The 24,781-nt window shown below is 54.6% G+C and carries 17 protein-coding genes, 1 tRNA gene and 3 pseudogenes; 5 read left to right on the top strand and 16 right to left on the bottom strand.

Annotated features, from left to right (window positions below; all coding sequences use genetic code 11):
• Positions 1–187: 187 nt before the first annotated feature.
• The 5 genes and pseudogenes from B088_RS08780 to B088_RS05785 form a co-directional block, all read right to left on the bottom strand.
• Positions 188–613 (bottom strand): annotated as a pseudogene (locus tag B088_RS08780) (PcfJ domain-containing protein); the annotation flags it as partial.
• Positions 610–1,038: pseudogene (locus B088_RS05800) on the bottom strand (PcfK-like family protein). The pseudogenes B088_RS08780 and B088_RS05800, both read right to left, overlap by 4 nt.
• A 263-nt stretch (positions 1,039–1,301) precedes the next feature.
• A tRNA-Ser gene (locus B088_RS05795) sits at positions 1,302–1,386 on the bottom strand.
• 68 nt (positions 1,387–1,454) lie between these two features.
• Positions 1,455–2,327 (bottom strand): sigma-70 family RNA polymerase sigma factor, encoded by an 873-nt coding sequence (locus B088_RS05790; RefSeq protein ID WP_018107475.1) that lies wholly within the window; start codon positions 2,325–2,327, stop codon positions 1,455–1,457.
• 137 nt (positions 2,328–2,464) lie between these two features.
• The gene (locus tag B088_RS05785) at positions 2,465–3,337 is read right to left on the bottom strand and encodes a sigma-70 family RNA polymerase sigma factor (protein WP_025082121.1); all 873 of its coding nucleotides are present in this window, start codon (positions 3,335–3,337) and stop codon (positions 2,465–2,467) included.
• A gap of 469 nt (positions 3,338–3,806) precedes the next feature.
• On the opposite strand from B088_RS05785, the gene feoB reads away from it, so the two are divergent.
• Complete coding sequence (feoB, locus tag B088_RS05780; RefSeq protein WP_018107473.1) at positions 3,807–6,314, top strand: ferrous iron transport protein B; 2,508 nt, start codon at positions 3,807–3,809, stop codon at positions 6,312–6,314.
• Here the strand turns inward: feoB and B088_RS05775 are convergent.
• Positions 6,307–6,930: an HAD family hydrolase gene (locus B088_RS05775; RefSeq protein ID WP_018107472.1), complete on the bottom strand. Its 624-nt coding sequence runs from the start codon at positions 6,928–6,930 to the stop codon at positions 6,307–6,309. The two genes, feoB and B088_RS05775, sit on opposite strands and share 8 nt — an antisense overlap.
• A 73-nt stretch (positions 6,931–7,003) precedes the next feature.
• On the opposite strand from B088_RS05775, the gene B088_RS05770 reads away from it, so the two are divergent.
• The 3 genes from B088_RS05770 to B088_RS05760 are packed head-to-tail and all read left to right on the top strand — an operon-like array spanning position 7,004 to position 10,209.
• Complete coding sequence (locus B088_RS05770) at positions 7,004–7,564, top strand: NAD(P)H-dependent oxidoreductase (protein ID WP_025082120.1); 561 nt, start codon at positions 7,004–7,006, stop codon at positions 7,562–7,564.
• Positions 7,565–7,570: 6 nt separating this feature from the next.
• Complete coding sequence (gene radA, locus B088_RS05765; RefSeq protein ID WP_018107470.1) at positions 7,571–8,956, top strand: DNA repair protein RadA; 1,386 nt, start codon at positions 7,571–7,573, stop codon at positions 8,954–8,956.
• The gene (locus tag B088_RS05760) at positions 8,956–10,209 is read left to right on the top strand and encodes an anaerobic sulfatase-maturation protein (protein WP_018107469.1); all 1,254 of its coding nucleotides are present in this window, start codon (positions 8,956–8,958) and stop codon (positions 10,207–10,209) included. The genes radA and B088_RS05760 overlap by 1 nt, the downstream gene beginning before the upstream one ends.
• A gap of 265 nt (positions 10,210–10,474) precedes the next feature.
• On the opposite strand, the gene B088_RS05755 is transcribed toward B088_RS05760, so the two are convergent.
• Genes B088_RS05755 through B088_RS05730 form a run of 6 tightly spaced genes read right to left on the bottom strand, consistent with a single transcriptional unit; the run spans position 10,475 to position 18,542 of the window.
• A complete protein-coding gene (locus B088_RS05755; RefSeq protein WP_026170520.1) occupies positions 10,475–12,988 on the bottom strand; it encodes a S9 family peptidase in 2,514 nt (837 codons plus the stop codon).
• On the bottom strand, positions 12,985–13,779 hold the full coding sequence (gene ispE / locus B088_RS05750; RefSeq protein WP_018107467.1) for a 4-(cytidine 5'-diphospho)-2-C-methyl-D-erythritol kinase: 795 nt from the start codon (positions 13,777–13,779) through the stop codon (positions 12,985–12,987). Before ispE ends, B088_RS05755 begins: the two co-directional genes overlap by 4 nt.
• A 3-nt stretch (positions 13,780–13,782) precedes the next feature.
• Positions 13,783–14,628 (bottom strand): deoxyribonuclease IV, encoded by an 846-nt coding sequence (nfo, locus tag B088_RS05745; RefSeq protein ID WP_025082119.1) that lies wholly within the window; start codon positions 14,626–14,628, stop codon positions 13,783–13,785.
• A gap of 16 nt (positions 14,629–14,644) precedes the next feature.
• On the bottom strand, positions 14,645–16,477 hold the full coding sequence (locus tag B088_RS05740; protein WP_050560135.1) for an alpha-L-fucosidase: 1,833 nt from the start codon (positions 16,475–16,477) through the stop codon (positions 14,645–14,647).
• Positions 16,461–17,324: a CPBP family intramembrane glutamic endopeptidase gene (locus B088_RS08340; RefSeq protein ID WP_018107464.1), complete on the bottom strand. Its 864-nt coding sequence runs from the start codon at positions 17,322–17,324 to the stop codon at positions 16,461–16,463. Before B088_RS08340 ends, B088_RS05740 begins: the two co-directional genes overlap by 17 nt.
• A 36-nt stretch (positions 17,325–17,360) precedes the next feature.
• Positions 17,361–18,542, bottom strand: a complete 1,182-nt coding sequence (locus B088_RS05730; protein WP_026170519.1) for a M24 family metallopeptidase — start codon at positions 18,540–18,542, stop codon at positions 17,361–17,363.
• Between the two features lie 248 nt (positions 18,543–18,790).
• Between B088_RS05730 and B088_RS08600 the strand changes: the two genes are divergently transcribed.
• Complete coding sequence (locus B088_RS08600) at positions 18,791–18,952, top strand: hypothetical protein (RefSeq protein ID WP_018107462.1); 162 nt, start codon at positions 18,791–18,793, stop codon at positions 18,950–18,952.
• A 170-nt stretch (positions 18,953–19,122) separates the two neighbouring features.
• Here the strand turns inward: B088_RS08600 and B088_RS05725 are convergent, their stop codons facing one another.
• The 4 genes and pseudogenes from B088_RS05725 to B088_RS05715 form a co-directional block, all read right to left on the bottom strand.
• Positions 19,123–20,733: a M56 family metallopeptidase gene (locus B088_RS05725; protein ID WP_245546730.1), complete on the bottom strand. Its 1,611-nt coding sequence runs from the start codon at positions 20,731–20,733 to the stop codon at positions 19,123–19,125.
• An 8-nt stretch (positions 20,734–20,741) separates the two neighbouring features.
• Entirely contained in the window at positions 20,742–21,116 is a 375-nt protein-coding gene (locus B088_RS05720) for a BlaI/MecI/CopY family transcriptional regulator (protein ID WP_018107460.1), read from the bottom strand.
• 176 nt (positions 21,117–21,292) lie between these two features.
• Positions 21,293–21,472: pseudogene (locus B088_RS08460) on the bottom strand (transposase); the annotation flags it as partial.
• Between the two features lie 587 nt (positions 21,473–22,059).
• Positions 22,060–24,357, bottom strand: a complete 2,298-nt coding sequence (locus tag B088_RS05715) for a TonB-dependent receptor (protein WP_018107459.1) — start codon at positions 24,355–24,357, stop codon at positions 22,060–22,062.
• Positions 24,358–24,781: the final 424 nt, after the last annotated feature.

The raw sequence follows: 24,781 nt of genomic DNA, 5'->3' as shown, positions 1-24,781 counted from the left end.
TTAAGAGGAAGAATAATGAGGCAAAGAACTTCAACATTATGTCTAAAATCGCTCTTTTCTTTGTCGACAAAATGAAGGAAAAAAGCGGCAAAAGACTCATCACCCAATTCCGGACCAACGCCACTCTGAAGCCCTCCGAGCTGCTATCTATCAAGCTGTGAGCNCATTCCCCAAAAACGTCAGCCCTGACCCTCTGTATGGCAACCACAGCTTTTTGCCCCTGCGTATTCCACCAATAATGCCCAATCTCAATGACCGAGGTCTTTACTCTGCAACCTTTCTCCATACCTTCAACAAGGAGAAACATTCGCAACACATGATACTCACCACAAGTGGTTAGTAGTGTGAAGTACTGCTTCTGTTGTAACTTCTGTGCTCTTGTTGTCTTGACTTGCAGACTTGCCCTACATTGAGGGCAAGTGCAAGTATCTATAGGCTGCTCTAAAGTCCAACTATAACCACAATCCATACAAGTCGTACGACCTTTAGGTAAGCGGTAGGCAAAGTGGTCTATGCACTCTCGGAATGCCCACTGGTGCTGTGCTTTTGTTATCGGGCATAGTCTCGTACTCAGTGCCAATACGGCTTTCTCAAACTTGTTCTTAGGTTTCATAAGGCAAGGGTGTCAAATAGTGTGGGTTGCGGTTGTGTAGAAGATGTTGTCTCGGTTCTTTCAGTTCTCTTGGGTCGCTCATTTCGCTTCTGCAATTTGACAAGTTCCTCTTGTTGGTATTACTTGATAGCTTCCTGCCGTGCTTGCTTTTTCTCTTCTTCGGAGAGCTCTACAACGTGATTGACCACAACATTGCAACCAGATACTTTGTCCACCTCTATATCATCTTCATCATAATAGTGAACTGCCATTGAGTATATCTCCTCATCAGCAAAGCCATTACAACCACTTCTTTGCATCTCACTCAAGATGTAGAGAATGCACTCCTCTATGTTCTTATGGGACTTCTGTAGATTGGGCGCAAACAAATGGTCTGTCATCGCACGCTGATTGAGAAATACGATTTTGGTACGGCTATAAAGCATTCTTCTCCATCTAATGCAGAAAAGCTATTTTGAAGTAGACTTCATACATCACTGATTTCAATTGTAGACGGGAGAGAATAGAGAAATTGCATCCGGAGAGACGGATGATTGGAGCTACGAGAGAGGATTTTTTCATTCATACGGTCTGGCAACGCACCATAAAAAGACGGATGAACAAAACAAAAGTATCGTAACTCGTTGGAGTTACGATACTTATACTTTTTCGGTAGTGCTCACTGGCGGTGCTGCCAGAGTACTTAAAGCGGAGAGGGAGGGATTCGAACCCCCGGAAGCTCGCACTTCAACGGTTTTCAAGACCGCCGCAATCGACCACTCTGCCACCTCTCCAGTATGTCTCCCTGACCCCCTCCAACCGTGGCGCAAAGGTACGAAATATTATCTTCCTTACAAGTGGATCAGCCCAAGTAGCTCCTAAGGTTGGTCTTATCGCAATCGTTGCGCAGCTGGCGGATCGCCTTTTCGCGGATCTGTCGGACGCGCTCTCTGCTAAGGTCTATGGCAGCACCTATCTCATCCAGGCTCATCTCCGGCTGTCCTCCGAGACCGAAGGTGTGTACCAGCACGAAGCGCTCCCTCTCATTGAGACAGTCCATGGCGACGCTGATCTCATCAGATAGAGACTCATTGATCAGCCGATGATCTACCTCGGGGGCCTCATCATCAGTCATCACGTCGAGGAGAGTATTGGTCTCACCGTCCTCAAAGGTCTTGTCGACGCTGATCTCTCCCTTGTCGATCTGGATGATGTCGATCACCTTATCCAGATCCATATCCAGCTCATCAGCAAGCTCCTCAGGAGAGGGCTGGCGCTGATGGATCTGCTCAAATCGGTCACGGGCATTCTTCAGCTTAGTGACATTACCGACCTGATTCTGAGGCAGGCGGACTATACGTCCCTGGTCTCCTAGTGCCTTGAGGATGCTCTGACGGATCCACCAGACGGCGTAGGTGATGAACTTGAACCCCCTCGATCCATCAAAACCCTGTGCAGCACGTATCATACCCAGGTTGCCCTCATTGATGAGATCGATCAGTGGCAGCCCGAGATCCTGGTACTGCTTCGCCACACTGATCACAAATCGGAGATTAGCTCTGACAAGCTTGTCGACAGCCTCATGAGAGTGCTCGTCATGGCGCTGGATGCGCATAGCAAGCTCAGCCTCCTCGTCAGCGGTGATCATTTCCTCCTTCGCCACCTCCTTCATATAACGATTCATCACCGCATCATCACGACTGGTGATGGACTTTTCTATCTTAAGCTGTCTCATGATTGACTAATTCTCCACGTATTATCCATATCTCTGGTCACACTCTACAGCACTACAAATAGTAAGCCAATGCTATCGAGCTGACTTCTTTTCTTACCGATCATAGGTAGCATGATCAACTATGGGACGAATAGACATCAGCCCAAGTAGGTCTTGAGGTGAGTCTCCTCGCTTGCTTCACGGAGATGACGAAGTCCTTTCTCCTTGATCTGTCTGGCACGCTCTCGAGAGACATTGAGCCTCATGCCGATCTCCTCGAGGGTCATCTCTGTCTGACCTGCTAGTCCGAAGAACATCTTGAGCACCTCAGCCTCCCTCTCAGGGATCATGGTGAGAGCGCTCTCTATCTCTGTGGCGAGGGACTCATGCATCAGGGAGTGGTCGGCAACGGGCGAGTCGTCATCTGGCAGTACATCCAGCAGACTGCTGGTCTCTCCCTGCTCAAATGGCGCATCCACACTCACGTCACGACTATCCAGCTCCAGCACCTCGCGGACCTTGTCCTCATCCATGCCGGTGGCAGCAGCAAGCTCAGAGACAGATGGCTTGCGCTGATTGTCTGCCTCAAAGGAGTTCCGCGCTTTGATGATCTTGGATAGGTTCCCCACCTGATTCTGTGGGATCCGAACCATACGCGACTGCTCGGCAAGTGCTGAGAGGATGCTCTGTCGTATCCACCAGACAGCGTAGGAGATGAACTTGAAGCCCTTGGTCTCATCAAACTTCTCTGCCGCCTTGATGAGCCCAATATTGCCCTCATTGATCAGGTCCGGGAGCTCCATCCCCTGATTTTGGTACTGCTTGGCCACAGATACCACAAAGCGAAGATTAGCTCTCACCAGCTTATCCAGAGCACGAGTCCCCTCCCGCCCACCTCGGTGGATGAGCTGGGCCAGCTGCACCTCCTCGTCCGGGGTAATCAATTTCTCCCGGCCGATTTCAGTTAGGTACCGCTCCAGAGAGTCGGAGTTGCGGTTAGTGATAGACTTTTGAATCTTAAGCTGTCTCATGCGTAAGTAGTAGTGTGAAAGCAAGCATGGCAATGCCATTTGTAACGGCAAAGATACCAATTGTTTTAATTCTCAAATACGGTCAGATTAGGCGCTTTTTAGGCTAATGAATTTCGATCTGACTTCGGAAGTTCCAGTTATTGCATAGCTGATCATGTAGTCACTTTGTGATGTTTATTGATGGATAAATAATAAACTGGGTACTAAGAGGTTTAGTGGTTTTTTCTCGGAGTGTCTGACCCCGATGGATATGGCGGCAAACTAATATCGGTAATAGTGATGACTAATACCGATATTAGTTGTCTCTATTACCGGTAAAAGAAATCACCCTGATTATTTGCCGTCGCTGACCCTTTCATCTCGCATATGGTGTGAGGACGTACAGATAAAAAATACTCAGAAGTGGGTATTTAGATCCCGGTTATCTTTTGGCACATTTGCAATTCAGAGAAAAAAGATAGTAAGCATCATGAGACTCACGCAGCTCCACACGGGAGAGACCGGTACCATCGTCTATCATACAGCTCCGAGGTCCTTTCGGAAGCGGTTGCTGGAGATGGGGTTTGTCCCCGGCGCTAAGGTGCACGTGATCCGCAATGCGCCTCTCCTCGATCCGGTCGAGTACAGCATCCTTGGGTACCGACTCACCCTACGCCGGTCGGAGGCAGAGACTATCGAGGTGTCGCCTGTTGAGTCCTCTGAGACTCAGCCCGGACACCTTTCGTCCGATCACTTAGTCGGCACGCCTCCTCCCCTTGCGGAAAAAAGTCTCCCCAAGACAAAGGGACCGGTGGCAAGCGAGGTGACGGTCGCTTTTGTCGGAAATCCTAATTGTGGCAAGACCTCACTCTTCAACGCTGCCAGTGGCTCTCACCAGCAGGTGAGCAACTATGCAGGCGTGACTGTGGCGGCTGCCGTGGCGGACTACCGACAGGGGGATACGCTCTTCCACTTGGTCGATCTGCCGGGGACTTACTCCCTCTCCTCTTACGGTCCGGAGGAGAAGTTTGTGACCCATCAGCTCTTCGAGAGCGAGACCCCGCCTGATGTGATCGTCAATGTTGTCGACGGATCCAATCTGGAGCGAAACCTATACATGACAGTCCAGCTCATGGAGGCCGGGGTGCCGACCATTGTGGCGCTGAATATGTACGACGAGCTGAGGGATAGCGGCACAAGGCTTGATGTCAAGGCGCTGTCGAGACGGCTCGGTATGCCGGTGATCCCGACCATCGGTCGGACCGGTGAGGGGTTGAGGGAGCTCTTTGCTACTGTGGCTCGTCTACACCGGGAGCGACTGGACGCGGTTCATCGACCCACTGGGCCGAGTGTGAAGTATGAGGGGGCGCTCCGTCAGTCCATTGAGGAGGTGACCCGGCTCATCGAGTCGGAGACCTCTCTTGGTGATGAGAGCGCCTGGCTCCGGCCTGACTTCCTCGCCATCAAGTTGCTGGAGCAGGATCAGACGCTTAGGGACTATGTGTCTCACCGTGATCCCGCCGGTGCCCGGATGCTGGAGCAGGTGGACAAGATTGCCGAGAGCCAAACCGGAGCGGATGAGACTGAGAGTGCACTCGAGCAGCAGTTGATCGATAGTCGATATCGGCATATTAGGACGATACTTGACGGGATCTATATCCGGCGGAGCGAGGGACGGTCCACCCGGATTGATAAGCGGATCGATGACATAGTGACTCATCGCGCTTGGGGGTTCCCGATCTTCCTGCTCCTGATGTTTCTCACCTTTGAGCTCACCTTCGCCCTCGGTCAGTACCCTATGGACTGGATAGAGAGTGGTATGGGGTGGCTCGGTAGTCTGCTGGAGCGGACGATGAGCGAGGGTCCCCTGAGGTCGCTGCTGGTAGATGGTGTGATAGGCGGAGTAGGGGGCGTGCTGGTTTTCCTACCCAACATCCTCATCCTCTACCTCTGCATCAGTCTGATGGAGGACACGGGCTACCTCGCCAGGGCCGCTTTTATCATGGATCGCCTTATGGCGGCGATAGGGCTGCACGGCAAGAGCTTTGTACCGATGCTTATGGGTTTTGGTTGCAGTGTCCCGGCGATCATGGGAGCACGCACGATCGAGAGCCAAAAGTCTCGCCTGATCACGATCTTGGTGACGCCCTTCATGAGCTGTAGCGCGCGGCTCCCGGTCTATCTCCTGCTGGTGGGGACCTTCTTCCCCCGGCATGCAGGGGTGGCACTCTTTGCCATTTACCTCCTCGGGATCGTGGTAGGCGTGTTGTCGTCGCTGCTTTTCTCAAAGGTCCTCCCCATGGACGATGAGACCCCCTACGTGATGGAGATGCCGCCCTATCGTGTGCCGGCGGCCAAGACCATTGCGATCCATACCTGGGAGCGGGCGCGACAGTATCTACAGAAAATGGCAACCACGATCCTCGCTGCGACGGTGATCATCTGGGCACTGGGCTACTTCCCCCACATCGACAGCCTGGAGACCCCCGAGGGAGAGGTGCTGGTAGCCTCCTATAAGGATCGGGTAGGACCGGAGGAGGCGGCAAGCTTTGAGACGCTCACGCCGGAGCGACAGCTGCGAGTCATCTCGCAGGAGCAGTCGTACATCGGACGGCTGGGGAGGGCTGTCTCGCCCATCTTCGCCCCACAGCACTTTGACTGGCGTCTCTCTGTGTCGACGCTAACCGGTGTGGCTGCAAAAGAGGTGGTGGTGAGTACGCTCGGAGTGCTTTATGTGGGGGATGAGGAGGATACCTCGTCCCTCTCGGAGCGGCTCCGTCAGGCTACCTATCCGGATGGGAGCCCGGTGCTGACGATCCCGACGGTGGTCGCTTTCCTTGTCTTCGTCCTGCTCTACTTCCCCTGTATCGCTACGTTTGTCGCAGTGGGGAGGGAGACCGGCTCCTACAAGTGGGCGGTCTTTGACGCCGTCTATGCGACGGCTGTCGCTTGGCTACTCTCCTGGCTTGCCTACCTGCTGACGGCGCTACTTATCTGACCAGCAGGCGGCGGATCGGATCCCGCCAGTCCTCCTCATTCTTGCAGGTGTAGGCGACCATGCCGAGGGATCGAGCCATGTCGGTATTGGCGGGTCCGTCGTCGAGGAAGAGTGTCTCCTCAGGTAGCAGATTGCCCTCCTCGAGGACCCTTAGGAAGATCTCCCGCTCCGGCTTGCACATCCCCATAGTGTAGGAGGTGAAGACGCACTCAAAGAAGTCCGACAGCGGTCTGCCGGAGGAGATGAAGTCCTTGCTCTCGAAGTAGTCATACAGCAGAGGATTCGTATTGGAGAGTGCCAGTACACGATGGTGTGGTGCGATCTCCTCCTCGAGGAAGGTGAGCTTCTCCTCACAGACGCGCTTGAGGAAGCCGAGGAGTGCCCACCGGAGCTGCTCTATGGTGATCTCCCTGTGGTAGGTCTCGGAGAGATGGTGCGCAAAGTCCTCCGTGTTGATCCGCCCGCTCTCGTAGTCGAGGAAGCCGCCGGTCTGGCGGTAGGCGTCCAGCATCTCGTCTGCATCCGTGACTCCCAGCTCTCTCAGCCGATCGACAGCTACTGATCTGTGGAGGTCTATCAGCACCCCTCCTACATCAACTAATACGTTCTTGATCATCTTTCTCTTCCTTTGTGTTGCGAGTGCAATGATAGACAAAAATGGGGAACTGCCCGACTTTGTCTCCCCTTAAATGGCTACATTTGTCTCAAAGGAACTAAGCGAAACATTTTTTCTTATGAAAACATTAGTTGTTGTGGGACATCCCCATTTGGAAGAGTCTACTGTGTCAAAAGGCTGGCTTGAGGGTCTGAGAGCGATGAGTGATCCCGACCTTACCATCCACTGCCTCGCCGATGCCTGCGGGTCGGGCATGACCTTTGACGTGGAGGCGGAGAAGAAGCTGCTCCGTGAGGCGGATCGGGTGATCCTGCAGTTTCCTCTCTACTGGATGTCCGTCCCCGGGGTGATGAAGTGCTGGATCGACCAGGTGTGGGGCGCCGGTTCAGCAGCCGGTGGAGAGGGCACGCTCGACGGTAAGCTGATCGATCTTGCCACCTCTGCCGGTGTCCCCTCGGAGGAGGTGTATGGAGAGGGCGGTCTGCAGGGCCTCTTTGTCCCCATCATCAGCAGCATCGGTTATGCGGGTGCAAGGTTTGGGCGCATATTCTCCTTCTTCAGTGCCGATGCTGAGGACGTCAGCGAGCGGCTCCCCGAGAGCGTCGAGTACTACAAGCAATTCTGCGCCGAGTGACGAGCGATGAGTGGAAGTAAGGACAAGGTGGTCTACGTCTGCAGCAACTGCGGCGAGGACTTCCCCAAGTGGCTGGGGCGCTGTCCCTCCTGTGGGGAGTGGGATAGTCTCAAGGAGTTTCGTGTCCGGGACGACCTCCCGGGGGTGAAGATCCGAAGCGATCGCACGGAGGGAGGACACCGGCCGGTGCCGCTCTGTGAGGTGTCGCCCGAGAGCGCTCCGCGTATGGATATGCGTGACGGTGAACTCAATCGCGTCCTTGGCGGAGGTCTCGTCAAGGGGTCCCTCGTCCTTATGGGAGGTGAGCCGGGCATCGGCAAGAGTACCCTCGTCCTGCAGAGCGTGCTACGTAATCCCGACATCACCACGCTCTACGTCAGCGGGGAAGAGAGCATGGGGCAGATACGCATTCGGGCGGAGCGTATCACTGACGCCTCGGCGATCTCCCGATGTCTCCTCTACTCGGAGACGGACGTCGAGACGATCATAGAGACTGCTCAGTCCTCACGCCCTGATCTGCTGGTCGTCGACTCCATCCAGACGATGCGCACCACCCGCAGTGACTCCGCGCCCGGCAGCCTCGCGCAGGTGAGGGAGTGTACCTCGGCGCTGATGGCTTTTGCGAAGCACACCAATATCCCGGTGATCATCATCGGCCACATCACCAAGGATGGTGAGATCGCCGGACCAAAGATCATGGAGCACTTGGTCGATACTGTCCTGCGCTTCGAGGGCGATCGAAACCACCAGTATAGGATTCTCAGGTCTCTGAAAAATCGCTTTGGCAACACCTCTGAGATCGGCCTCTACGAGATGAGGCAGGAGGGGCTCCGGCAGGTGACCAATCCTTCCGAGATGCTCCTCTCTGGTAACGACCAGAGCCTGAGCGGGATCTGCATCGGGGTGACCATGGAGGGGATCCGCCCGCTCCTCGTGGAGACTCAGGCATTAGTCTCCTCGGCAGTCTACAATTATCCTCAGCACGCTGCCACGGGGACAGACCTCCGGCGTGCCAATATGCTCCTTGCCGTGCTGGAGAAGAGAGCCAACTTTAAGCTTGTGCAGAAGGATGTCTTCCTTAATATCGCCGGCGGGCTCTACATTACCGACCCGGGCATCGACCTCGCCATCCTCTCTGCCGTACTCTCCTCCAGTCTTGACCTCCCGATTAGCCGTGAGATCTGCGTCACCGGTGAGGTTGGCCTGAGCGGTGAGGTGCGCGCTGTGTCTCGTATCGCTCAGCGTGTCGCAGAGGCGGAGAAGATCGGCTTCCGCCAGATCATCATCCCTCAGGACAATGCCAAGAGCCTTGATCTCAGCAGGAGCTCCTCCATAAGGGTCGTGCCGGTCAGTCGGGTGGATGAAGCCTTTAGATACCTATTTAAGTCGTAATGGATCGTCGTCCCATCGCTAATCCCCTCGCTCGTCCGCTCTACGTAATGGCGAAGCCGGCCGGGTCGCTCTGCAACCTCGCCTGCACCTATTGCTATTATCTGGAGAAGAAAGAGCTCTACCGAGACGTGCCATCACCTCAGAGCCAGCAGATGAGCGATGAGGTGCTGGAGCGGTATGTGCGAGAGTACATCGGCAGTCAGTCAACCGAGGAGGTGGTCTTTACCTGGCACGGGGGTGAGGCGCTTTTGCGTCCCCTCTCTTTTTATCAAAAGGCGATTCGGCTCCAGCGCAAGTATGCCGGAGGGCACCGCATCATCAATACGCTTCAGACCAATGGCACTCTGCTCAATGATGAGTGGTGTCGATTCTTCAAGGCTAACCACTTCCTCATCGGCATCTCTCTTGATGGAGAGCGTGCCTACCACGATGCCCTAAGGCGCACCCCGAGCGACAAGCCCTCCTTTGATCGCGTGATGCGTGGTGTGCGACTGCTGCAGAGGCACGGGGTGGACTTCAATATCCTCGCCGTCGTCAATGCGCTCAATGCAGATGATCCCGAGGGGTTTTACTCTTTCTTCAAGTCCATTGGCTGCCACTACATACAGTTTGCGCCCATCGTCGAGCGTTATCATCCAGATGGTCGCTTGGCGACTGTCGGGGAGCCTGACGAAGAGAGTCAGTTGTCCTACTTCTCCGTCACGCCGGAGCAGTGGGGAGACTTCCTCTGCGGCCTCTTCGATGTCTGGGTGAGGGATGGCGTAGGAGAATACTTTATCCAGCTCTTCGATGCAACGCTCGCCAATTGGATGGGTGTCCAGCCGGGCGTCTGCACGATGGCGAAGTACTGCGGTCACGCCGGCGTGATGGAGTATAATGGGGATGTCTACAGCTGCGATCACTTCGTCTTCCCGCAGTATAAGCTGGGGAATATCCGCTCCAGTACGCTGATAGAGATGATGTACAGCCCGAGACAGCAGAGGTTTGGGCGCAATAAGTACGATGCCCTGCCGAGACAGTGCCGGGAGTGTCCCTTCCTCTTTGCCTGTTGGGGCGAGTGTCCCAAGAACCGCTTTATCAAGGACGAGTACGGGGAGCCGGGTCTCAATTACCTCTGTCGCGGCTTTTACAAGTTCTTTGACCACGTCGCGCCCTATATGGACTATATGCGGAGCCAGCTGGAGCAGGAGCAGCCCCCGGCCGCAATCATGTACCTACTCCGCTGCGATCCCCACCACTTCGAGGATAAGTAAGTACAAAGAAATAGTAGTGAGAATGGGGTACAATCCCATGAGCTCACGGCTTTGAGTCCTGAGCCGCATCCGCAACACTACTTGTGGTCACAAGGGATACCGAAATTTGTCCTTTACACAAGAGTCTTTCCCCGCCGCTCACATGAGAAAAATAGGCGAATCTTCTTTGAGGTCACAACTTAGTGGGCTTTACGCAAAAAGAGGTCTCCCCGCCAGATGACAGGAAGACCTCTTTCGTTGAAATCCTTGTGGGGTTGGCTCCGGATCAGTAGTGCCTCTCAGGGTACATATCATCCCACCAGGTGGGGTCGTCCTTGAGCCACTTCTGGAACCATGCCATCATCGATCGCATCCAGATCTGACGGCGGTGGAGCTCCATCACGTGGTGATCCTCTCCGTAGACGCGGATCATCTCCACCGGTCGTCCGAGGATCTTGAGTGCATTGTAGAGCTGGACGCTCTCCCCGAAGGGGACATTGGTATCCGATGTGCCATGGGTGAGGAGCAGAGGAGTGTGGATCTTGTCGGCACGGAAGAGCGGGCTATGCTTGGCATAGAGATCAGGATTATTCCACGGATAGCTATCCGTACTGGCGACTGTACTGTAACCGATGCCCCAGGTACCCTGTCCCCAGTAGGAGGAGAGCGCACTGATGCCGGCGTGGCTGATGGCGCAGGCAAAGAGATCCGTCTTGGTGAGGAGATACTGGGTCATAAAGCCTCCGTAGCTGGCACCGAAGCAGCCGATCCGTTTGGCATTGACATAGGAATGGCTGTCGACAAAACCCTTCGTCGCAGCGATGATCTCATCAGCGGTCCGGTCACCCCAGGCATTGACATGCCGGGCAGCATACTCCTGTCCCCAGCCGATGGTCCCGCTGGGATTGAGCACCAGCACAACATAGTCTTGTGCGGCATACATCGGCTGAGAGTAGTACCAGTCAAACATCCGCCCTACAGGAGATGTGCCACCGTAGTAGTACACGAGGAGTGGATACTTCTTCTGAGGGTCAAAGGTAGGAGGAAGGTAGAAGCGTCCCGGGACCTGACTACCATCCGACATGGTGAAACTCCAGTCCTCCACGCTTCCCATCTTCAGATCCTTCATCCGCTCTGAGGCAAGATCTCTGAGGAGTGAGGAGGTGCGGCGTGTAACGTCTCCCAGGTAAGCATTTGCTACCCTATTGGTACTCTCACCGACGTAAGCAAAGGTCTTGCACTGAGCATCCACGGCGTAGGATCCGACATAGTCCACGCTCACCGGCAGGAGGCTGATCTTGCCACTCCTTAGGTCAAGCGTGTAGAGCCTCTGGTAGTCGCGGTCGGCGGCACGGAAGATCGCCTGCATTCGATCCTGAGCCAGCCGGATCGACTGCACGGATGGAGCGAAATCCTTCGTGAAGACTTTTGCCGTCCTACTCTTCCTGTCGTAGAGATAGATATCCGTCTCGTACGTATTTGTCGTCATGCCCTCCGGGAGGTTTCGTCCAAGGCCATCAAAGGCTTCGGGATTGCCCAGGATAAGCAATTTGCCCGAATCGTTGGTGTAGCCAACGTAGGAGAGATTAGGCGAAGGGGCGAAGAGGGTGTCGACCGCCATCGTCTCCAGATCCATCTCGTAGTAACCTGTGGCATAGAAGGGGGACTCCGTAACATCGTCATCCGTCACGGAGAAGATGATCCGCCTGCTGTCCGGACTAATGTCCTCCAGGCCCACAGAGCGATAGCCGTAGGTGAGAGGACGGTAGTCGCGTGTGGCGAAGTCAAAGAGGTAAAGGTCATACCGGGTTCGTGGTCCCATCAGCCCCCTATGGTCATCGCGTCCGAGCGCCCGATCCACGTAAGTGGACTGTCTGTCACCAGTGGTCTCCTTATAGAAGATCAAGCGGTCCTCGGTCGGAGCCACCGTAAAGGATCCGTCCGGAATGGCTTCGCAGAGGAGCTCCTCAGCACCTGTGGCAGGATCGTAGGTCATCAGGCTTCTGCCAAGATCGGTCTGCACCGTATAGTAGAGCTTATCCGTGCGAGGCATCCAGCTACCGCGACCGGCACCATCAGGAAGAGTCCCTATGCGACGGGTTCCCTCATAGAGCGTCGAGGAGTAGAGTCGCTTCAGATCAGCAAGTCTGACAGAGGAAAGTATGGTAAAGCGACCGCTTGGGGACATGCTGACACCTGTCAGGGTCTCCCCGGTGAGGCCGAAGTCCATACTCATATACTCGACCGGGTCGGTCCTGAGGGAGACGGTATGGCCGGCTCGCTTGGGGACCACAGACATTACCAGCTCTACTGAGTCCCGAGCCTCAATGGTAATGGCCAGAGAACGACGTGCAGAGGGGTATATGGTCAGGTCAAACTGATCCTCACGAGGACTATCGAGCACTCTATTCTTCTGTCCTATAACTCTTCCATCAAAGGCGAGCTTGTAGGGCATCGTGCAGGAAACCAAAAGGGTCGCCTTCTCATACGCAGTAGAGAGTAAGGCAGTCGACAGTCGGTACAGCTTACCACCCTCGAGCCGAATAACCGTGTCCGCCGGTGCGATCAGGTCCGACAGCAAGTGGCTGTCGGCTGCGACTGCGGGCTGATCCGTCGAGGTAGTAAAGGAGTCTCGGGACTTGCCATAGAGATTAACACTATCGGTCTGCATCGGAGCGGTAAGCGTCGTTGCAGGGAGTGCCCGGTAGTGCAGGATGGTCAGGGTATCGGTCGGCAGAGCAGCTAATGCTTGTCCACCAGCTAATACAGAAAGAACTAGTGTTAGGAGTACTTTCTTCATAACAGATAAGAATATGTAGTGTATGGGGTAGAAAGTCGAGTCAGAGGAGCCGTGCTCAAGGCATAGATGGAGGAGCCGGATCCGGACATGGAAGCATAGGTGGCACCAGCAGCATAGAGCTGATCCTTGATCTCTGCCAGCTCAGGATGACGTGCAAAGACGGGGATCTCAAAGTCGTTTACCACTCGGTTGCGCCACTCAGTCACCGGTCGCCTAAGGATCTCCTCGAGAGGCTCGGGCGGTGCGGAGATACCTATTTCCTGATACGCCTCAGCTGTAGAGACATGGATCCCGGGCAGGATCAGAGTGAGTACCCAGTCGCTCAGGTCGAGAGGGGAAGGGCTCAGTAGCTCTCCCACTCCACGCCCTATCTGAGGACTTTTAGTGAGGAAGAATGGGCAGTCGGCACCAAGCCTTAGAGCCATATCCGCCAGCCGCTTATCCGACAGGTCGGGGGCATAAAGCTGCCTCAGCATCAGTAGCATCGATGAGGCATCGGACGAGCCGCCCCCCAGACCGGCACCTGTGGGGATTCGCTTACGGAGTATCACCTCAAGTGGGGGAACGGGTACCCCTTCCTCCCGCATCAGCGTCATTGCCCGGACGACTATATTCTGCTCCGGATCGCCAAAGCCTCCATCATCAAGGGCATCCCTCTCTGCCGGCACCACCTCTAAAGCATCGCAGAGCGGGATCTTGTAGAAGAGCGTCTCCAATTCGTGGTAACCGTCCGGTCTCACACCGGTGATGCGAAGACCAATATTGATCTTGGCCTGAGGAAAAGCGATCATCCTTTACTTGGTTTCAAAGGTCCTCAGCAGGGCTATCTCGTCCGCCCAGCGATCCGGATTGGGCGTCTCGAGGATCAGGGGGATACTATCAGTACGAGGATCGCGGACAATGCACTCGAAGAGAGCTATCCCGATCTCGCCATCCCCAAGCGACTCATGACGGTCTACACGAGATCCGACCCCTTTCTTGGAGTCATTCAAGTGCATGCCGCAGAGATAGTCCAGCCCAATCAATTCCTCGTAGGACTTCATCATAGCTCGGTATCCCTCCTCCGTCAGGATGTCATATCCTGCTGCGGTCGCATGGCAGGTGTCGATACAGACGCCGACACGACTCTTGTCCTCCACAGCATCAATGATCTCAGCAATCTGCTCAAAGGTAAAGCCAAGGTTGGATCCCTGACCGGCGGTATTCTCGATCACAGCTTTCACGCCCGCCGTTCGCTCAAGCGAGATATTGATCCCCTCGGCGATCTGTGCCAGACACTCAGATACAGAGGTCTCACCGAGGTTGGCACCCGGGTGGAAGTTTACCATACTCAGCCCCAGCTGCTCACATCGCTGCATCTCATCCGTAAGGGCATGACGGCTCTTCTTCATCACCTCCTCCCGAGGCGAGCCGAGGTTGATCAGGTAACTAGCATGGGGCAAGACGTAACGTGGCTCAAAGCCGCACTCAGTCATATTGGTTTTGAAGGCTTCGATGTCCTCCTCCTTCAGCGGCTTAGGGAACCACTGACGCTGGTTTCGGGTAAAAAGAGCAAAAGCATTGGCGCCAATCTCCTTCGCATTAAGTGGAGCATTCTGCACCCCGCCCGCACTGGAGACGTGTGCGCCGATATATTTCATCATTGTAAGTAGGGTATCAATAGAGTGTTACTTCAGTATCCTCTAGCGGCACACCATGTCCCTCCACTGTGGTACCGGTGAGACGGATCCCACGAAGCGTGTGGGCTTGGTCTAGCTTGATCTTCTGCGGGATCGGATTATTGACAATATTTGAGAATTCGCCCCTTGCCAGCGGCTGCCAGCTCTTACCATCCTTAGTTCCCTCCAACAGGTAGGTAAAGGGGAGCGTCGTGGCATCGCGACCCTTAGCAGGTGTGTAGATAAGTCCCTGTACACTTAGCTCTTTGCCAAAGAGGATCTCTAATGGACTAACACTCGAGACGGTCCAGCCCTGCTTGGGGAGAGGCGTAATCCCGGGCATGCCATCGACCAGCTCTGAGCTTGACAGCGGCGGCAGTACGAGGGCATTGATGTGACGAATGAAGACTGAGCCTCCGCGACCCTCATCAATGACAAGACGGATCTTACTGTACCGAGCCTGCACCTCCAGTGGCAGAAGTCTCTTGTAACCGATTGTGGTTCCCTGGGCAATCTGAGACCAGGTACCATCATCCATCAGGCCATCGACGTGGAATTTCTCGACCCTTTGGCCACGAGAGAGGTCCTCTTGTAGGAGGATCACCCCCACCTGCATATCGGGATCAAGCTCTGTCACGACACTTCCTCCCACCTTGATCTCGTGAGCAAGATCCTCTGTAGCGGCACGCTGTTCATTGAGCTGACGGATCCACTGACCCAGCTCACCCACACGCTTCACATCCCGCTCATCCAGCAGTCCATCCCGAGTGGGAGGGATATTGAGCAGGAGGACCGAGTTACGCCCCACAGACTGAAGGTAGATGTCAGACAGCTGCTGCAGGGACTTCGGTCCCTCCTCCGGGTGCCAGAACCATCCCGGACGGATCGACACGTCCACCTCGCTCGGATACCAGTAGAGGGACCCTGCCTTAGCTAGCATCTCCCGACTGCCGAGATCTCCAGACATAGCGTTGATGTCAAGAGCCTTGTAGAGGCTGTCACTCTCGGGATAGGAGTCCGGTGAGAGGACGGTAGCACTCCACTCCGTCTCACGACCGAGACCGCTCTCATTGCCCACCCAGCGGATATCCTCACCCATAATCGCACTGACGGCATTGGGCTGCAGCTTATGGATCGTGTCGAAGACCCGCTTCCAATCATACTCCTGTACCTTTCCATTAGGTCCCTCACCGCAAGCACCATCAAACCACACCTCATAGATATCTCCATAGTCGGAGAGAAGCTCGGTAAGCTGAGCAATATAGAGGTCGTTGTAGTCCTTGCCGGTACCATAAGATGCTGCATTGCGGTCCCAGGGAGAGAGGTAGACACCCAGCTTCATATCATACTTCTTACACGATGCGGAGAGATCCCTCAGCACGTCGCCCTCGCCATTGCGCCATGGGGAGGACTTCACCGAGTGGTCCGTGGTCTCCGTCTGCCAGAGACAGAACCCATCGTGGTGCTTACAGGTAAGTATCACGAGGCGAAAGCCGGCATCCTTCAGGGTCTTCACCCACTGATCTGTGTCTAGATGCTCGGGGATGAAAATGGCAGGATCCTCAGTCCCATCGCCCCACTCCTGATTGGTGAAGGTATTGACCCCAAAGTGGATAAAAGCGGTCAGCTCCAGCTCATGCCACGCCTGTTGCTTCTCAGATGGGATCAGCTGTGAGGCCATCTCTAGCTTTGTATCGAGCGTAGCTCCCTTGGGGAAGTCCACGCGCTGAGTGTAATAGGTACTCTGCTTTGCGCCTTCGCAAGAGGTCAAGAGACCGAGCAGCGGAAAGGCTAGAGCTAAGAGTGCAGGTAATTTAGTTGATCGTTTCATGATATTCGGTTTTCGTTTTTAGAGACATATATCGGAGAAGGACGCCAATGGCGATCAGGCAGACTATGGAGATCAGCACGGAGACGATCCCAAGGGGAAGAGGACTCCATGGCTCTGGGTCGCCAAAGAGCAAGAGGAGATAGACAAGCAGATTATTCAGGGCATGCATAGGGACAGAGACCCTTAGCCCCCCATAGAGAGCGGCATAGCCCAGCAGCACTCCCATGAAGGCGCGAGACAAGAGTCCACTCCACTCCATGTGTATCAGCGAGAAGAGTATAGCCACCACCCACACTGCAGTATGCCCGCTCCGGGTGACGGAGAGGACCCACTGCTGCAGCACGCCACGGAAGAGATACTCCTCGGCCAGCGGAGCGACCACCACGAGGGCGATCAACGCCAGCGTGATCCCTCCCACGCTGTGGTCCGAGATCATCATCTCGGTGACGCGCTCCACCTGTAGGGAAAAAGGAGCAAGCACCTCCGGCTCCGGGATCATCCGCATCAGGTCCTCCAGCAAGGACGAGGGAACGAGAGCCAAGAGAGCTACTGCAAGACCCAGCACCACCTGCAGCAGACTCACATACGCAAGTGGGTGGAAGAATGGACTTAGGTGGCGAGCCTTGTAGTAAGTATTGAGTAGAAGAGGAGGAACCCAGAAGACCAACAGTGAAGAGCAGATCTGGGAAACCAGTAACGACTTTGTCTCCGAGAGGGAGGTCATACTGAGGGCCGGAGTGATCAGGAAAGAGAACACACCCGCCATAATCAACATCACCGCAAAGAGGAAAACCAATTGGCTAAAGCGGGCATTGCTCTTCAGGTCGTATGTGGGATGGATGGTCATGAGAATATAGTTAAGTCTCTCGTCTGTGAGACTGACTCAGCTAAGCTTGACAAGTGTCCGTTCCGGTGTGGTGAGGCACTCCAGCCCATCGGATAGCACCAGGTAAGTGTCCTCGATCCCAAGCGCACCGACACCGGGGAGGATGATCTTGGGTTCAAAGGCGATCACCATACCCTCCTCCAGCACACCCGGCCAGCGACCGGTGAGGATCGGGAGCTCATTGATCTCCAGTCCAACGCCATGCCCAACGTAGCGGGCTCTCAGCTCATCTCCCATGAAGTGATCCGCCACGCCAAATTGCTCCGCTAAGTGAAGGCAATGATTGTAGATCTCACCGATGGGGAAGCCGGGCTCTCCCACCTCCTCAAGCCACTCGTGCATACGGAGCGAGATCTCGTGGCAGCGAAAAGCCTCATCCGGAAGAGTACCCACGTAGTAGGTCCGCGTGCAGTCCGACTGATACTGGGTGTAGTCACCCGCCAAGTCCACCATCACTGTCTCTCCGGGGCGAATAACGTGCCCGGCAGCACCGAGTGGGAAGGAAGCCACCCCCCTTCCTCCCATAGTAAAGTCGTAAGGGGAGGCGCAGGAGGCATTGTCCCCGGCGATGACACTGCCTGAGAAGCTCTCCATCTGCGTCCCAAAGGTGCGGAAAAGACCTACCCAGCCACGCTTGCGCATCTCATACTCGAGAGCAAACTGCCACTCTAGGTCAGTCATACCCGGCTCGTAGAGCTGCGGGGCAATCTCATAGATCTCAGAGTGACGAGCGGCGGTCTCCCTGATCAAGCGTATCTCACCCGGTGTCTTAGTCATACGCACCTGCCGCATCAGAGCTCCGGCATCAACAGAGCTGACGCCTGAGGGGGCGAGCTTGCTCAGCCGCTCATAGTCCACCTGAGTGAGATAGCTCTTCTCCAGAGCTGTATGCTGATCAATGCGATACCCGAGTGACTCTAAAGCCGCAGGGATCTGCTCAGGCTTGCGCACCGGGATCACCCTGGCGGGATCGAAGTCTGAGAGCCGATTGACTGTCCTGTCAGGGAAGTAGACCGGCTCACCCTCCCCAGACACATACATCCATCCGGAGACTACACTCCCCGTCAGATAGAGCTGTGACGGGATACTCCGCAGGAGAAGGCTCTCGCAGCCCTCGTGGGACATGGCTTGTCTGATCTTGGCGAGCCTACAGCTCAGTTCTTCCGGGGAAAGTGACATAAAAATATTGAGTTAGAGTAGTTATTCAGTTTTCACTGCTAAGATACCAAAGATTACATTACATAGCAGACAATTGAGTCCTCCTCTCTGGGGTGACGCATTTGGATCTTGAGGGATCGAGAATACTCCAAGTGTCAGTCATAACCAGCTGACATTTAACATCTTAGGCTTGTTTACGTCGGGTGTTATCTGTAACTTAGTAGCTGATAATCAACGACATAAATCACTGTTTTCAGCTTTATTTCTCCATGGAAAGTATCTTTTCATCCTCTCTGCGGTCCCGGATCATCGCCATTGGCGGCCTGGCGATCACCGAGGGCATGACGCTCGATGAGCTCCGCCACCAGATCTTCCCCCATCCAACGGTTGCCGAGATCTTCCACGAGGCTGCCTATATGGCTGAGGACTGATCATCTGTATATACGACGCAAAGGTCGTGACGCCCGATGTGGTGTCACGACCTTTGTGCTTGAGAGGCGCCATCGCCATCAGACCCTATTTCCTCTGCCTTTCGCACTATCTCATCGGACGAGTCCGGACTGTGCGATAGACACTTGGTCCTCACCTGGAGGAGACAAGGTTATTCGGTTGGCGCTTTGGCAGGCTTGGGGATCTTGAAGCTGACCGGGATGTGAAAGCGGGCTCTTACAGGTTGCCCATTCTCCATGCCAGGTTTCCACTTAGGCATGGCATTGACCACTCTTAGAGCCTCTTTGTCCAGTGACTCATGGATGCTTCGTTTTACCTCGGCATTGGAGATAGAGCCATCCTTTTCGACGACGAAAGAGACCACCACACGCCCTTCGATATGACCATCAACAGCCTCCTTTGGGTATTGGATGTTTTGGGCGATCCACTGCATCATAGCTTTTTCTCCACCGGGAAACTCAGGCATATCCTCTAAGAACTCAGAGACCTCTTCCTTAGCCTCTGCAGATTGCTGGGATTTGAAGCTGATTGGAACAAAGAAGCGGGTCCTTACAGGTTGCCCATTCTCCATGCCCGGTTTCCACTTAGGCATGGCATTTACCACTCTTAGAGCCTCTTTGTCTAGTGACTCGTGGACACTTTTTATTACCTCGGCATTGGAGATAGAGCCATCCTTTTCAACAAAGAAAGAGACTATCACACTCCCCTCAATATTGGCCTTAGCAGCCTCCTTAGGGTATTGGATGTTTTGGGCGATCCACTGCATCATAGCTTTTTCTCCACCGGGAAACTCAGGTAGTACATCTACGTGCCTTGATGCTTTATCTACAGTTTGTGGCGGAGCCACTTCTGTTGCGGTGCTAGCTTCAGCCTGCTCGATGGTTACCATCTGAGTACCGAGTGCCAAGAAGGCAAGTACCGGGAGGGCCGACAGAGCGTAAACTATAGCTAGTTTCTTGTTCGTTTTGTTCTTGCTGTTCATCATTACGATTCGTTTCTTTAGGTTATGCATAGAAAATGAGAGCGAGGGTAGCTCTACCTTTCGGCCTAGTGTACACTCCAGTAACTGGTACTGGTAGGTCTTTCGGTCGCTTCCCTCTCGCAGCACCCCTTGGTCTGCTAAGTACTCAAGGTTTGTGCGCAGTTGGCGGAGCAATCCCCACGCACATGGATTCCACCACTGTAAGGGCTGCAGCACCATACTAATGATGATATCCCAATAGTGCTTCTGCCTGATGTGCTCCAGCTCATGCGACAGAATAGTGGGTGTGATATCGCTATTGGATAATGACTTGGGGATAAAGATCGCCTTCCCAATCGTGAAGGGGGCTAGCTCTTCATCCATCTCGTAGAGTGTGGCATTATGGCTGAGCTCTCGCTTCGTGGAGGTGCGGCATAGTCTATAGAGTCTGTACCCGCCCGAGGTTAGCCAGATGAGCGTACTCGCTGCACCGATAGCCCAAGTTGCCATCAGCACTCTGGTCCAGTCTATTGTGTTTTCCCTTGTCGCAGGAGCAGTGATGGTTGGCTCCTCCTCTATCACAATAGTAAAGCTGGGGAGCAGCCTATCTTCTGCCTCTTTTACATCCCTTTCTGGTACTGCTATAGAGAGCAGAGGGAGCAGAAGGCTAGAGGCGATGGCGATAAGGTAATACCATCGCTTGGCTCGGAGTAGGGTGCTTTTGCGGAGCAATACCACTCCGAGGAGGTAAAAGAGAGCAATCCCTACTCCCGACAGACCTAGATATTTCAGCCAAGTCATCATGCCGACTACTCCTCTTCAATTAGTTTCAGGATCTCCGAGATCTCCTCCCTGCTTACCTTCTCCTCCTGTGCAAAGTGCTGTACCAGACTCTTGTACGATCCTTTGAAGAAGTTAGAGACTATATATTTAATGGTCTTATCGGTGTACTCCTCACGGCTCACCAGAGGGGCATAGATGTGACCACGTCGCTTCCCCGTGCGAGTAACATATCCTTTGTTCTCCAGCTTGCTGACCACCGAAGCCACTGTAGTGTAAGGGGTATCCGAATGCTCCATCAGGGGGATGGCATCGCTTATCTCACCTTCTCCGATATGCCATAGTGCACGCATAAAGTCCTCCTCGAGAGGGGATAGTCCGTTTAGAAAGTTTGGCTCGCTCATATTGTTGTTATCTACGATTGATGTACTTACTACGATTTGTTCGTAGCAAATCTACGACAATTTCGTAGATAAACAAACTTTCGCCCAATATTTACAGCACGCAATGCCAGAAGTGGCTTACAGACAAGCTTCTTGGCGTTCAGCATTCCGGCAGTATTCCGTAACCTTCCCGGTTTTCAAAGGTCTCCTGTATGCTTTCCGGATAGCTTCTTTGTGAAGGAGTGATCTTTAAGAGGTGCCCTGTCGTCAGTCTGGTCTGGGGTAATCTGATATTTGATGATCTCTCTCCTGTCATTGAAGACTATATGGATCTTAGAACCATAGAGCCACCCCCGTGGTACTCTTCCCCTTTGTTGGCCACCCTGTAGAGCGTAGACTCAGGGGTGACGCAAGAGAGAGAAGACACCTCCAAACTAAACCCGGTAAAAGACTTGACTAATACCGGTATTAGTGCACTCTAATATCGGTAAAAGAAAACGCTAATACCGACATTAGACTCGGCGTTTCCTGTAGGCTGTCTCAGAGCCAGGGATGATGCATTTGAGTTTTACAGCTAAGAAGTGATAATCTATGCTGCTGTGCCATCTCATGGACCAACCCTCTCCTGATGCTCCCGCCTGCAGATCCCGCAGGGGCAGAGCCCCGGAGGGATCATCGCTCCATAGCCCGCGTGTCGAGGCACGAAGTGCCGAAGACCGCGGGAGAGGATGCAAGAAAGATATACGACCCCGCCAGGGTGTCGCACTTATCAGGGAGTCATGCTACCAGTGCGACACCCTTGCGGGGTCGCAGTGTCGCTTGCGATGACTGGTCCACGGGTCTTCGGGGCTACGCCCCTCGACCACGTGGCTAGGAAGCGGGCACCCGCAAGGGGTGCTTCGTACCACACTCCTCGCGATGAGATGAATGGCTTCTGTACCACTCAAATGCGTCACCCCTTGTCTCAGAGCCGATTGCGCTCGGAGGACTTGACGGTCGACCGGCGCTGCTTATTTTCCTTGGAGCTAAAGCGCCATGTGATCGTCGCACTGATGTACGATAGGTCTTGATCCTCCACCTGTGCAAATCCTATGTCTCCGATCCGCGTGGCGTACCTGCTGATGTGCTTTCTCAGTGGGTCGTGCCACTTGAGCGTCAGGTCAAGTCCCTTACTCGGTAGGGAGCCGTGGATACTGAGGTCTAAGTAGTGCACCGGCTCCACAAGGAATATGCCGGAGTAGCCCTTGCCGATATAGGTATAGTCTAGGCTCATATCCACGTGGCCGAGGATCAGGCTGTTGCCCAGGTGGAGGTATGGCTGTGGTCTGCTCAGTCGCTTCACTTCATCGCCGACCCTTACTGCGGCTGAGCTGCCGAAGAGTCCGAGCGAGATATTCGGGTTGTAGACTCCGTATCTGTGGTTGAAGTTGGCTAATAGGGAGCCGCTCCAGTAGTCCCCCTCAAAGTTGTCCCACGAGTTAATGAATCGATGTCGGTCAGTCGGATCGGTCCTGTAGGTGACGAAGATCGGATCCTTGGTGCGGGTCAGCTTTCCGCTCAGGTAGATACTCCTGACAGACACGACGTACTGCAGTGTGGTCATGAGCTGTCTCTTGAGGTTGGGATTGCCTACCTGGCTGTTGTACCTATTGAGGTAGTAGGTGCTGTTGCTGAGCTGTCCGAGGGAGGGTCTCAGCGCAACGGATCGGATGCTGAGATTGTGAGACCATATCCCGGAGGAGAGGGAGAGGGCGAAGTAGGGAAGTATATTTCCATAGCTTGCGACCTCGTCGGTCTCTGACATCTCGGTACGCTGGTACTCATATCGCAGTCCCCCACTTAGTGAGACCTTATCGAGGGAGTGGGTATACTCTGCATAGAGGGCATTCACTGTCTCGTCGTATCCGGTCTCCTTATCTGTCATACGGGGGAGTCCGGTGGTGGTCGCGGAGAGATGGATGAGATTGACCTCGTCCCCCACCAGTAGGTTGCCGTGGTCGCCGAGACTATAGTGGACCTGACCGATACCTGCCAGCAGTCGATACCTGCTGCCATTGGTGGTGGTGACCCGGCGTGAGGTCTCGCCGGGGGTGCTCTCATCGACAGACTGCTGGCGATCCGCCCGAGTGTCGAGGTAGTCGGCTGAGAGGTCTAAGCTGAGCCGCTCCGATGGGGAGTATCTCCCGGTCAGAGTGACCTGGCTCTGAGATCCTCTCTCGGATAGAGAGGAGTGTGAGCTGCTTGTGAGCTGCCTCGTGCCGGACTCCGATATCTCATACGATGCATCACCGAGGTCTTGCATATGGTAGCTGTCCCGACTGCCGTCCAGCGTCACCTCCCATCTCTTGCTTGGTCGGTACGAGATTCCGGTACCCATCGACAGAGTGTTCATATAGGTTTTGCTGAGGAGGAGGGTACTCATGTCCTCTCGCGGAGGTGCCCATTGGGTATAGGTCATGTCCTGACGAGCAGCTCTGCCAAATCTATTGTATTCTAAGTTGCCGAAGAGACTCACCCGATCATTTTGGTAAGCGAGGTTGCACCACTCTCGGTGGGAGTTGAGGTGGTTGCGTGTGTAGCTTGCCCCGAGTGTGGAGGAGAGCCCTTGGAGTCGCTCATTACTCTGTATCTCGACGACCGCACCCGTTGTGCCGGGATACTTCACCCCGGGATTGGTGATCAGGGAGACGGACTTTATTCGCTTAGGGTCCAGCTGCCTGACTTCCTCCATGCGACGTACTTTTCTCCCATTGATGTAGTACGTCACGCTTCCTGACACGAGAGATCGGAGGCTGCCATTATCGTCCACTATGCCGGGGAGCGTGAGGAGCAGGTCTCTCATGGAGGCTTTAGTCGCGAGGATTGTCCCCTCCACAGACATGCGTAAGCCGCCGGTGGTGGGGCTGAGGCTCTTCCGCTCGCCGATCACCATAAGATCGTCAAGGAGGGACGGCTCAGCGACCAGTTGGATCACAAGTGTCGAAGTGGCACTCTCTACACGTCTGTAGGAGGCTTGGTATCCCAGTGAGGAGATGCGTAGGAGGGTCGGCAGGCTCACCCCGTCCAGCGTGAAGCGCCCCATCTCGTCCGCAACCAGCCCGCCTATGACGGTGCTGTCGGAGGGGTTGCAACGGGCGATGGTGGCGAAGGAGATACCCGCTCCTGTCTCATCCACCACCTGGCCGGCTATCGTATGATCTTGGGCAATTGCCGGGAGGGAAAGTATGAGGAGGAGTAGGCTTAGGGCAAGTTGTCTTTTCATGGCGTGCATGGTGATGACGATAGACTTATTTTGTGTCCCAAAGGTACTTTTTTTTTTAACATGTCAGGGGGAGTCTCAGGGCAGGGGTGACGCATTTGAGTGGTACAGAAACCATTCAACTCATTGTAAAGAGTGGTGAACGATGCACCCCGACAGGGGTGCCCGCTTTTTAGNCCCGGGTCGNGGGGCGTAGCCCCGACGACCCGGGGGTCAGGCGTTGCCAGCGATCCCGCGACCCCGCTAGGGTGTCGCACTGATTGACTGACTGGTATGTGCGACACCCTGGCGGGGTCGTACACCTTGAATGCGTCGTCGTTTCCCGGGGTCTTCGGCACTACGTGCCTCGACACCCGGTCTAAAAAGCGATGATCCCTCCGGGGCTTCGCCCCTGCGGGATCGGCAGGCGGTAGCAGCAGGGCTGGGA

The sequence above is a fragment of the Porphyromonas bennonis DSM 23058 = JCM 16335 genome (assembly GCF_000375645.1).
Classification (GTDB): Bacteria; Bacteroidota; Bacteroidia; order Bacteroidales; family Porphyromonadaceae; genus Porphyromonas_A; species Porphyromonas_A bennonis.
Note: the sequence above shows the minus strand (reverse complement) of the source record. Positions and strands in the feature narration are given on the sequence as shown.